This window comes from Caloramator sp., from assembly GCF_020054765.1.
Classification (GTDB): domain Bacteria; phylum Bacillota; class Clostridia; order Clostridiales; family Caloramatoraceae; genus Thermobrachium; species Thermobrachium proteoclasticum.
This window is the reverse complement of record NZ_JAIHAO010000056.1, coordinates 1-10,821: the sequence shown is the minus strand read 5'-3', so window position 1 is coordinate 10,821 and position 10,821 is coordinate 1. Positions and strand designations below refer to the sequence as shown.

Below are 10,821 nucleotides of genomic sequence, written 5' to 3'. Positions count from 1 at the left end.
TGATTAATTTAATTTTACCAGGCATCTAAAACAGGTGCATATTTTTTGTAAAAAAATATGCTGAGGCTACGCCCCAACATTTATTATAGAACCTTTTATTTTTTGTTGTAAAATATATATAAATACACTTGTAATTACACTTATGAAGGATGTATAAGATGTACAGAATTAAACAGTTCCTTTGGGCTATATTTGCAAAACTAACCGATGAAGATAAAAAATTTATAGATTTCTATTTGAATGATAAAGAAAAGGCACTTTTTAATAAACTTAAGGAATCAGAAAAGGTTCATTCTGTAAAAGTTGCAAGGGAAGTATTACAAAAATCATTAGAGAAAGATTTATATGATATAAGTTTAGTAAAAGCAGCTCTTTTACACGATATAGGAAAAATAGATAGTGGATTAAACATTATAAATAAGTCTGTAATAACAATATTAAATAAAATTTCTCCAGGTATCTTAAAAAAGCTCTACAGAATTAAACCAGTTTATTCATACTATAATCATCCTGAGATTGCAATAACTTATCTTGATAATTGTGACGATTATATAAAATTTTTAATAAAAAATCATCATAATTATGAAATAGACGATGAAAAGTTAAAAATACTTCAAGAAGTTGATTGCAAACATTAATATTAATATAATATTAATTGCAATAGTTATAATTTTTTGACATACCCTAATAATAAACAAGGGAGGATATATTATGGACTACCGAATTTTAATTGTTGATGATGAAGAAAATCTTGTAAAAGGGATAAAATATAACCTGGAGCTTGATAATTACAGCGTTGATGTTTCTTATGATGGAGAGGATGCATTAAGAAAAATTAGTGAAAATATTTATAACCTCATAATTCTTGATATAATGCTTCCTAAGGTTGATGGTTTAACATTGCTTAAGAAAATAAGGGAGAGATCCTCAGTTCCAGTAATAATGCTAACAGCAAAGGGCGAAGATGAAGATAAGGTTCTTGGATTTGAATACGGAGCAGACGATTATCTAACAAAGCCATTTAATATATTAGAGCTACGTGCAAGAATAAAGGCTTTACTTAGAAGGACCTATGACATAGTAGCAAATAAAGGAGATATAATAAAATCTGGAGATATAATGATTGACGTTCCTTCAAGAAAAGTTAATATAGCAGGTAAACCAGTTGACTTAACTTCAAAGGAATTTGATATTTTATTCTTACTTGTTACAAATCCAGGGAAAATATATAGCAGAGATACTTTACTTGAAATTATTTGGGGTTATGATTACTATGGAGACTCAAGAACAGTTGATGTACATATAAGACGATTGAGAGAAAAGATAGAAAAGGATCCTAGTAACCCACAATATGTATTAACTAAGTGGGGAGTTGGTTACTATTATAAAGGATGATTTAATTAAAAATTCTGTTAAACTAAAATTATCATTATCCTATGTAGCAATACTAACAGTAGGTTTACTTTTAGTAAATATATTTGTTTTCTTAGCAATCAGAAAGGAGTATATTACTGAAAGAAAAGGCAATATATATCTATATCAGAGAACAATTGCTGATTTGGCTTATGAGGCGGATTTGAATAAAACGCCTCTTTTTGACATTGCAGTAGAAACTATATCTAATCAATCAAATTCAAGGATATTAGTGATAGATGATAAATACATCGTAAAGGCAGATTCTAAAAATGAGCTTATTGGTAAATATTATCAAAATAGAGAGGTTAAAAGGGCCTTTTCAGGTGTAAAAACATCTAAATTAAGGGGTTTTTTAAAGAATAGCTATTTAAGTGTTGCAACTCCAATATTGATTGGAGATAAAGTAAAGGGAGTAGTTTGGTTTTTAACCCCTATAGATGATATATACAATAAGATTATAGTTATAGAAAAGAGATTGTTTACAATTTCTCTATTTATACTTGCTATAGTTACATTAATAGGTTATTTTATATCCACCTATGCTACAAAACCAATATATAGCGTTATTGATGCAATAGAGAATATGGCAGAAGGAAATTTAAAACAGAGGGTTGAAGTTATTGAAAACGATGAGATTGCAAGGCTATGTATGGCCTTTAATGAAATGAATGAGAAAATAACTACAATAGATAGTGAGCGTAGACAATTCGTTGCGGATGCATCTCACGAACTTAAATCCCCTCTTGCCAGCATAAATGTGCTTGTGGAATCTTTGATATCAAGTGAATTGGCAAATAAAGATATGGCAATGGAGTTTCTTCAGGATATACATTCTGAGATAGATAGATTAAGTAATATAGTAAATAATCTCTTGGAACTTACTAAATTGGAAGGAAGTTTTGGAGTTAAGGTTGAAAAGTTTGACTTAAACGACGTATGTCTTCAAGTTGTAAAAAGGGTAGGGTATATTGCAAAAACTAAAAATGTAGAAATATTTTATGATGGTCAGAGTGTAGAAATTGAGGCAAATAGAGATAATATATTTAGGGCATTGTATAATGTAGTAGAAAATGCGGTAAAATATTCCTTTGAATATGGTAGAGTTGACTTTTGGGTTGAAAAGGACAGCAGAGGAGCAATAATACATATAAAGGATCACGGAGTTGGAATACCAGAGGAGGACATACCTAAGATATTCGAAAGATTTTATAGAGTAGATAAAACAAGGGATAGAAAAACTGGTGGAAGTGGACTTGGGCTTTCAATTGTTAATGAAATTATTAAAAAGCATAATGGAACGATAGAAGTAAAAAGTAGGGTGGGGGAAGGAACAGAATTTATAATATCAATTCCTTATGAATTTAAGGGATAGGAGTGTTTTATATGAAAAAATATTTTATATTCCTTCTTTTCACACTCTCATTTTTTATCTATGGATGCAGGCAAAGGGAAGTACAAACATACGATGTTAGAATAGTTGTATATGAAATAGGTGAGGACAATTATTTAAGACCTGTGGAGGTTGTGACAAAGTTTAAGGGTTCCCTTGAGGAGACTTGTGCAAGTTATATAATAGACCACCTAAAAAAGGGAGGGTTTATAGATAATAACATAAAACTTAAATCAATAAAAAAGGAATCCGGAATAGTATATATTAGATTAAACCGTGAAATTGGAGATATGTATAAGGATAGCAACTTAGCACTGTATTCAATAGTAAATACCATAACAGAAGTTCCAATGGTGGAAAAGGTAGTTATTCGAACAAACAAAGGAGAATATACCTATAACAGAAATAGAAGTGTCTTAAAAAGAGATAAGAACTTAAATCCTTCACAGGTTTTAAAAAAGCAGATGGATTTTGAAAAAGAAGGCGATTTTTTTTCTGCATATCTTTTGATGTCAGATGAGGCAACAAATAATTTTAGGAAAAGCTATGATGACTATTACAAAGAGATGATGGAGGTATACAGTTTAGGTTTTACAAATCAAGAGTTTAGAGTTGGTGAATATAATATAGAAGGTAACATAGCCAAAGTAAAGGTTACATTTTTTACACCTGAGGGAGATGTAAATTTACAATTTAAATGTGTAAATATTGATGGAGTATGGTTGGTTGATTGGTTAACCTCACAAACTAATTTGTAGGAGGAGAATATGAGAGGAGAAGAAAGAAGAGAAGCAATACTTAGCCATTTAAAAAAAGCCTCCTCACCTTTAAAGGGAGGAGAGCTCTCTAAACTATACAACGTAAGTAGACAAGTTATTGTACAGGATATAGCTCTTTTAAGAGCAGAAGGACACGATATAATAGCAACACCACAGGGTTATGTTTTAATGGTTAACAACAATCAATTTATTAAGAAAATTATAGCTGTAAAACACAATGAAAATCAAATAGAAGATGAGCTTAGGACTATAGTCTCATTAGGTGGAAGGGTTTTAGATGTGACCATAGAACACAAAATATATGGTGAAATAACAGGAAAACTAATGCTAAGGTCTATATATGATGTAGAAATGTTCATTAATAGGCTTAGGGAGAGCAAAGCAAAACCTTTATCTAACTTAACAGAGGGTGTTCACATTCATACGATAGAAGCAGATAGTGAAAAAGATATGGAAAGAATAACAAAGGCTCTAAAGGAAAAAGGATTTCTAATTGAATAATATTTACAAATAAACTAAAATTATGTTAAAATTTTATTGATTAATATGAAAGGTGGGGGAAAAGTGGATAATAGAGTAACAAAATTAGCACAGGTTCTTTTAAAGTATTCATTGAATTTAAAGGCAGGAGACAAACTTTTAATACAGGGTGGGCAAGCAACTATACCTTTAATAAAGGAAGTATATAGAGAAGCTGTAAAAATGGGTGTTTATCCTCAAGTCGATTTAGGAATCGAAGAGTTAACAGAGATTATGTTAAAACACGGAAATGATGAGCAGATAATGTACATACCAGAGTCAGCAAAAACAGCCTTTGAAACAGTTGATGCGATATTAACTATATGGGGCGAGAAAAATACAAGAATGTTAACAAATATAGATGCATCAAAGATGAAGTTAAGATCAAGAGGAAGAAGACAGCTAATTGATATATTTGAAAGAAGAATGGCAAGTAAAGAATTAAAATGGTGCGGAACACAATTTCCAACTCAAGCAGATGCACAGGAAGCAAGTATGTCACTTGAGGAATATGAAGATTTTGTTTATGGTGCAGGCTACATAGACTTAGAAAATCCTATTGAAAAGTGGCAGGAAGTAAGAGAACAACAAGAAAGAATATGTAGAATACTTGATACTAAAAAGGAAATAAGAATAGTATCAAAGGATACTGATATAAGGATGAGTGTTGAAGGAAGAAAATGGATAAACTGTTGTGGTAATGAAAACTTCCCAGATGGAGAAGTCTTTACAAGCCCAATAGAAGACAGTGTTGAGGGATATATAAGATTTTCATTCCCAGGAATATACGCAGGTCGTGAAATTGAAGATATAAGACTTAAATTTGAAAAGGGTAAAGTTGTTGAAGCAACAGCAGCAAAGGGAGAAGAACTACTACTTGAACTTTTAGATACAGATGAAGGAGCAAAATTCTTAGGAGAAGTTGCTGTTGGAACAAACTATGGAATAAAGAAATTTACAAAGAATATGCTGTTTGACGAAAAGATTGGTGGAACTGTTCATCTTGCAATAGGTAGAGGATTTCCAGAGGCAGGTTCTAAAAATTCATCTGCAATTCATTGGGATATGCTCTGTGATATGAGAGATGGTGGAGAGATATATGCAGATGGAGAACTAATTTATAAGGATGGAAAATTTATTATATAAAAATATGACCCATGCTGATGCATGGGTCATATTATATAATATCATCTGTCTCAATATCTGCTATTTTATCTAACGTTTTTATCTTTTTTATAAGTTGGGATTTATTTATTAAGCCCTTTTCAATAAGAAGCTCAATTAACCCAACAACCATTAGAGTATTTTTATAATCTACTTCCTTTAAATCTGCTATTTGACTTAAAATATCTATTTCACTCATCTTAACCCCTCCCCATTATAATTATTGCCAAGTTTAATTTTTTTAAACAGGGGGGATGAAAATGAAATTAGATATGTTTATGTGTATTATATTTCTTGCTATAATGTCTTCTTTGGGGTTTGTATGTTTTAATATATTAAAACTAACAATATTTGTATATTTACTTTTGTTAGGGGTTAGGGGATTAAGATATAAGTTAAATATGAGAATAAAAAAGAGTAAAGTATTTTGTACCGCCTTTGCACTCTTGTTTTTTATGACCTTTTTAACTGGGTTTACCTATAAAAATCCTAAAAAACCAATACCGGTTTTAACCTACCATAGGGTTAATGATGAGGTTTATGATGCAAAGGTTCCAACAGTATCGGTAAAACAGTTTGAAAAACAGATGAAATATTTAAAAAAGAGAGGATATCAAACAATTACAGAAAAGGAACTACTTGATTATTATAGCGGTATTAAAATTAAATTACCTAAAAAACCCATATTAATAACCTTTGATGATGGATGGAGAGACAACTACGAAAATGCCTATCCAATACTAAAAAAATACGGTTTTACTGCAACAATATTTTTAGCAACGGGTAAAATGGGAGAAGATGAATATTTAACTTGGGATATGGTAAAGGAAATGTATTTAAATGGTATAGCCTTTGGAGGACACACAAGAAATCATATTAATCTATCTAAGGTGGATTTAGATACAGTAGAGAAGGAAATTGAATTGAGCTTTGAAGATATAGAAAAAAATTTAGGAGTAAAGCCTCTTTCTTTTTGCTATCCCTATGGAGGAGGAGATTTAAATAAATCTATTCAACATATAGTTAAAAAGTCAGGTTTTCAAATAGCCTTTGCAAGTTACAACTATGGTATAAATATGGGGAATGTAAATATAATGGCAGTAAGAAGAATATTAATGCCCAGGTTTAATAAACTTCACAAATTTGAAATGCTTCTCTTACTATGGTAATAATAAATTGATGTTGTAATTTTTTGAAATGGTGTTATAATATATATTAAAATAAACTGATGACGGGAAATAGTAAATAAGTTTAAAGTTTAAGAGAGCTGACGGTTGGTGCGAGTCAGTACTTTATCTTATTGAATCCATCCCTGAGGGTTTGCGATGAGCAAAACGGTAACCTCCGTTAAAGGTTTTAAGGTGGGCTTTTAGCCAATTAGGGTGGCAACGCGGAAGGTATGACCTTTCGTCCCTTTATAGGGATGAAGGGTCTTTATTTTTGTAAAAAAATTTAAGTAGATTAATATAGAAAAGGAGGATTTAAAATGTTAGATCTAAAAAGAATAAGAGTTGAACACGAGGCTATAAAAGAAGCAATGAAGATTAGGGGTGAGGCCTTTGACCTTGAAATGATTGACAAGGTTGTTGAGCTTGATGAAAGAAGAAGAAGCATTCTATCTGAAGTTGAAGTTTTAAAGAATAAGAGAAACACAGATTCACAAGAAATAGCAAAGCTTAAAAAGGCAGGCCAAAATGCAGATGAACTATTAAAGGAAATGAAGGAACTATCAGATAAAATTAAGGAATATGACGCAGAACTTAGTAAGGTAGAAGAAGAAATAAACTATCTACTTCTAAGAATACCAAATGTTCCACATAAGGATGTTCCAAAGGGAGAAACTGATGCAGACAACGTTGAAATTAGAAAATGGGGAGATGTAAGACAATTTGATTTTGAAGCAAAGGCTCATTGGGATATAGGAACAGAGCTTGATATATTAGATTTTGAAAGAGCAGGGAAGGTAACAGGAGCAAGATTTACCTTCTATAAGGGACTTGGTGCAAGACTTGAAAGAGCAGTAATAAACTTCTTCTTAGATACACATATAGATAAACACGGATATACAGAAATATTCCCTCCATTTATGGTAAACAGAAAGAGTATGACAGGAACAGGACAACTTCCAAAGTTTGAAGAGGATGCATTTAAGGTGACAAATGATGACTACTTCCTAATTCCAACAGCAGAGGTTCCTGTAACTAATATGTATATGGATGAAATATTAGATGGAAGCAAATTACCAATAAAGCACGTTGCATATTCTGCTTGCTTCCGTTCAGAAGCTGGTTCAGCAGGACGTGACACAAGAGGATTAATAAGACAACATCAATTTAATAAAGTAGAGCTTGTTAAATTTGCAGATCCAGACAATTCTTATGAAGAGTTAGAAAAACTAACTCGTGATGCAGAGGAAGTATTACAACTTCTTGGATTACCATATAGAGTTGTTCTAATTTGTTCAGGTGACTTAGGATTTACGGCAGCAAAGAAATATGATATAGAAGTTTGGATGCCAAGTTACGGAAGATATGTTGAAATTTCAAGCTGTTCAAACTTTGAAGATTTCCAAGCAAGACGTGCAAATATAAGATTCAAGAAGGATGCAAAAGATAAGCCAAGATTTGTGCATACACTAAATGGTTCAGGTGTTGCAGTAGGAAGAACTGTTGCAGCAATACTTGAAAACTATCAACAAGAAGATGGCTCAGTAATCATACCAGAAGTTTTAAGACCATATATGGGTGGAATAGAAAGAATAACAAAGTAATTATAAAAATAGGAGTAGCAACTAAAAGGGCTACTCCTATACATTTATGCTATATATTTATCATTGCATAAAATGAAAGGTGATTATATAATAAATATTGTTGATGGGCAATTAAGACAAAAACAAAAAAATAAAATTAAAAAGATGTGTCAATATTATTTGGAAATGTCACCTAAAAATAAAATTAAAAAGATGTTGACAACAAAGTAAGTCGCTGATATAATAATAAATGTCCGATACGGAGAGGTGGTCGAGCTGGTTTAAGGCACCGGTCTTGAAAACCGGCGTAGGGGTGACTCTACCGTGGGTTCGAATCCCACCCTCTCCGCCATATAAAAACTATCAAGTAGGCAACATGGAGAAGTACTCAAGTTGGCCGAAGAGGCGCCCCTGCTAAGGGCGTAGGTCGGGAAACCGGCGCGAGGGTTCAAATCCCTCCTTCTCCGCCATAAAAGCCGCACAGGGTGCGGCTTTTATCCTTCAAAAAAAAGAATATGCGTCCGTAGCTCAGTTGGATAGAGTAGCTGGCTACGAACCAGTTGGTCGGGGGTTCGAGTCCCTCCGGGCGCACCATAGAAAGCCTTGAAGATAAACCTTCGAGGCTTTTATTATTGGTTGTTAGGTAAAAAAGTAAGCTTTTGACAACAAAATGACAACATACAAATGTATTTATAAAACACTTTGATTTTTAGAGAACAAAAGTATATAGCATCTTTTCTTTTTACTTTAACATACCTTCTAATATAGGTTTACTTGGCACAGAAACTTCAGAATTGCTTGGAATGATGTAAACTTGATCTTTAGAGGTTAAAAGAGGAAAAATAATTATGCTCCCTACCCACAAACCTACTTCGTCTGAAACAAGGGTAAGTGGGAAACCATATCCTCCAATGCCTGCAATTCCAACAAATCCATCATAACCATCATAGTTACCTAACAATGATGGATTTGGAAGGTTTACTCCTGTAATTACAAGAAGGTGCTGTCCATTTTGCTGTTTTTGAACCATAGCTGAGCCAAATACATTTTTCAATGAAGAACCTATTGGCTTTAATAAATTACAAGATGGCAATTTAAGTGGTATAGGAACACATATTACATCACCAGGGAAAATTATATTTGGATCTGGAATATGAGGGTTATTCCAAATGAGAAGATCTATTGGAACCCCTATATTTTGAGCTATCTTTGAAAAAGAATCCCCTGATTTTATAGTATATTTTTCATATCCTATAGGGCAACTCTCGGGTACTCTCCCAACGCCTGGTGGAGGCTGTATAGGTACACACAGAACATCTCCTGGGGATATTTTATTTGGATCTTTTATATGGGGATTTTCTACTATTAAAAAACCTACAGTTACATTAAAATGTTTTGCAATTTTTTCAAGAGTATCTCCTTTAACAACAGTATATTTTTGAAAACCTACACTACATCTTTCAGGAATTTGTGCACGTGTTTTATTATCAATATCACTTTTCAAAGTATCATCTCTCTAATTATACTTATATAATTAGAATATGAAAAAATAATTATATTTGTGCTAAAGACAAAGGCTACCTTTTTATTACAATTACAATTTGTTCTATACTAACAACAAAATTTAAAATAATAGCAGTAATTTTTAATATAAAAGTAGTAACCCAAATGGTTTTAGTAAATTTTTTTAATTTTAAAGTTCTGCCAGTATTAAACAGAGTATAGCAATTGATAGAGATAACGGAACAAGTGCAGGAATAAAAATATCTTTTAAAAAAAGCAATATTGTACCTAATAAACAAATTATTGAAAATATAATTTGTACGATTGTAATAAATTTTTTCATTTTTCCCTTCTCAATTTAAAAATTATCTTTTAATGAATCAATATATTCTTTTGCATCTTTTAAATCTGCTCCAGTAGTTTTCATATATAAATATATTGCTTTACTTTCTTTATTTGCTAAAATTAATTCCTTAATTTTAGTATTTAGGTTGTTTAGTTCTTATTTGGTTAAATTAGATTTGCTTTTAGTGTAAGTTTTAATAAAATTGAATAAACAGAGAATAAAACTAATACCCCATATAATACTTAGAAAGGTTTTTTTAGTTATCATAAATAAAATGGTACATATAAAAGAACAAATTAACATAATTATATTAATTTTATTAGACAACAAAACCACTCCTTTTTATATAGGTACATAAAAATTATACAATAAATGTATAAATAAGTATATAAAAATAAATTTTTCAAGGTAATAAAAAATAAGTATAATTTATATATAAATATAGGGAGGGGTTAATATGGATAGAGAAAAAATGCTTTTAGAACTTGAAGAGTATTATGAAGCAGCAGGATTTAAAGATATTTATATCAACAAATTAAAGGATATGACAGATGAAGAATTATTTGAGCTTTACATAAATATATTTAATAATGAAGATAAAGAAATTCCATTTTAATATGATGGGGGATGATTATCATTAAAAGGGTAAACTATAGGAAATTAAAAAGAGATTTGTTAGACTATGTTGGGCCATCTGGAATATGGCCACTTATAGGAAGTATTGATAGTGCAGATGAAGAAGAACTTTTAGAGATTGCAGAAGAGCTTGGATATGATGTGTCAGATTATATTTTAGAGGATGAGGCTTTTGATGAAGATGAGATAGAGTGGTGAAAAACAGCCTTACAAAAGGCTCAGGCTGTTGAAAAAGTTATATATTGATTAGCCCCATGAAGGATTTCTTGGGCATCGATTCATTTCGCTAAGCAATTCTAAGCTTTTCTTTGTTTGAAAA

General features: G+C 31.3%; 12 protein-coding genes, 3 tRNA genes and 1 other annotated feature. Of the genes, 13 read left to right on the top strand and 2 right to left on the bottom strand.

What is annotated here, in order from left to right; genetic code table 11:
• Nucleotides 1–158: 158 nt before the first annotated feature.
• From JG776_RS11595 to JG776_RS11570, 6 genes are all read left to right on the top strand, one after another.
• On the top strand, nt 159–638 hold the full coding sequence (locus JG776_RS11595; RefSeq protein WP_291967686.1) for an HD family phosphohydrolase: 480 nt from the start codon (nt 159–161) through the stop codon (nt 636–638).
• A gap of 73 nt (nt 639–711) precedes the next feature.
• On the top strand, nt 712–1,395 hold the full coding sequence (locus JG776_RS11590) for a response regulator transcription factor (RefSeq protein ID WP_027309176.1): 684 nt from the start codon (nt 712–714) through the stop codon (nt 1,393–1,395).
• The gene (locus tag JG776_RS11585; protein WP_291967683.1) at nt 1,373–2,788 is read left to right on the top strand and encodes a HAMP domain-containing sensor histidine kinase; all 1,416 of its coding nucleotides are present in this window, start codon (nt 1,373–1,375) and stop codon (nt 2,786–2,788) included. The genes JG776_RS11590 and JG776_RS11585 overlap by 23 nt, the downstream gene beginning before the upstream one ends.
• Before the next feature lie 11 nt (nt 2,789–2,799).
• On the top strand, nt 2,800–3,564 hold the full coding sequence (locus tag JG776_RS11580) for a GerMN domain-containing protein (protein ID WP_291967681.1): 765 nt from the start codon (nt 2,800–2,802) through the stop codon (nt 3,562–3,564).
• Between the two features lie 9 nt (nt 3,565–3,573).
• Entirely contained in the window at nt 3,574–4,086 is a 513-nt protein-coding gene (locus JG776_RS11575; protein WP_291967679.1) for a transcription repressor NadR, read from the top strand.
• Between the two features lie 45 nt (nt 4,087–4,131).
• Nucleotides 4,132–5,250: an aminopeptidase gene (locus tag JG776_RS11570; protein ID WP_291967678.1), complete on the top strand. Its 1,119-nt coding sequence runs from the start codon at nt 4,132–4,134 to the stop codon at nt 5,248–5,250.
• 31 nt (nt 5,251–5,281) lie between these two features.
• Here JG776_RS11570 and JG776_RS11565 read toward each other — a convergent pair whose 3' ends face one another.
• On the bottom strand, nt 5,282–5,467 hold the full coding sequence (locus JG776_RS11565) for a hypothetical protein (RefSeq protein ID WP_027309180.1): 186 nt from the start codon (nt 5,465–5,467) through the stop codon (nt 5,282–5,284).
• Nucleotides 5,468–5,528: 61 nt separating this feature from the next.
• Here JG776_RS11565 and JG776_RS11560 point away from each other — a divergent pair, with 61 nt between their 5' ends.
• The 5 genes from JG776_RS11560 (at nt 5,529) to JG776_RS11540 (ending at nt 8,611) form a co-directional block, all read left to right on the top strand.
• Nucleotides 5,529–6,437: a polysaccharide deacetylase family protein gene (locus JG776_RS11560; protein WP_291967675.1), complete on the top strand. Its 909-nt coding sequence runs from the start codon at nt 5,529–5,531 to the stop codon at nt 6,435–6,437.
• A 50-nt stretch (nt 6,438–6,487) separates the two neighbouring features.
• Nucleotides 6,488–6,686: a binding site (T-box leader), on the top strand.
• A gap of 68 nt (nt 6,687–6,754) precedes the next feature.
• Nucleotides 6,755–8,038, top strand: a complete 1,284-nt coding sequence (serS, locus tag JG776_RS11555) for a serine--tRNA ligase (RefSeq protein ID WP_291967673.1) — start codon at nt 6,755–6,757, stop codon at nt 8,036–8,038.
• A gap of 240 nt (nt 8,039–8,278) precedes the next feature.
• A tRNA-Ser gene (locus tag JG776_RS11550) sits at nt 8,279–8,369 on the top strand.
• 26 nt (nt 8,370–8,395) lie between these two features.
• Nucleotides 8,396–8,487, top strand: a tRNA-Ser gene (locus JG776_RS11545).
• 47 nt (nt 8,488–8,534) lie between these two features.
• Nucleotides 8,535–8,611, top strand: a tRNA-Arg gene (locus JG776_RS11540).
• Nucleotides 8,612–8,759: 148 nt separating this feature from the next.
• Here the strand turns inward: JG776_RS11540 and JG776_RS11535 are convergent.
• The gene (locus tag JG776_RS11535; protein ID WP_291967671.1) at nt 8,760–9,521 is read right to left on the bottom strand and encodes a LysM peptidoglycan-binding domain-containing protein; all 762 of its coding nucleotides are present in this window, start codon (nt 9,519–9,521) and stop codon (nt 8,760–8,762) included.
• A gap of 802 nt (nt 9,522–10,323) precedes the next feature.
• On the opposite strand from JG776_RS11535, the gene JG776_RS11530 reads away from it, so the two are divergent.
• The gene (locus JG776_RS11530; RefSeq protein ID WP_291967669.1) at nt 10,324–10,482 is read left to right on the top strand and encodes a hypothetical protein; all 159 of its coding nucleotides are present in this window, start codon (nt 10,324–10,326) and stop codon (nt 10,480–10,482) included.
• 11 nt (nt 10,483–10,493) lie between these two features.
• Nucleotides 10,494–10,700 (top strand): hypothetical protein, encoded by a 207-nt coding sequence (locus tag JG776_RS11525; RefSeq protein WP_291967667.1) that lies wholly within the window; start codon nt 10,494–10,496, stop codon nt 10,698–10,700.
• Nucleotides 10,701–10,821 lie beyond the last annotated feature (121 nt).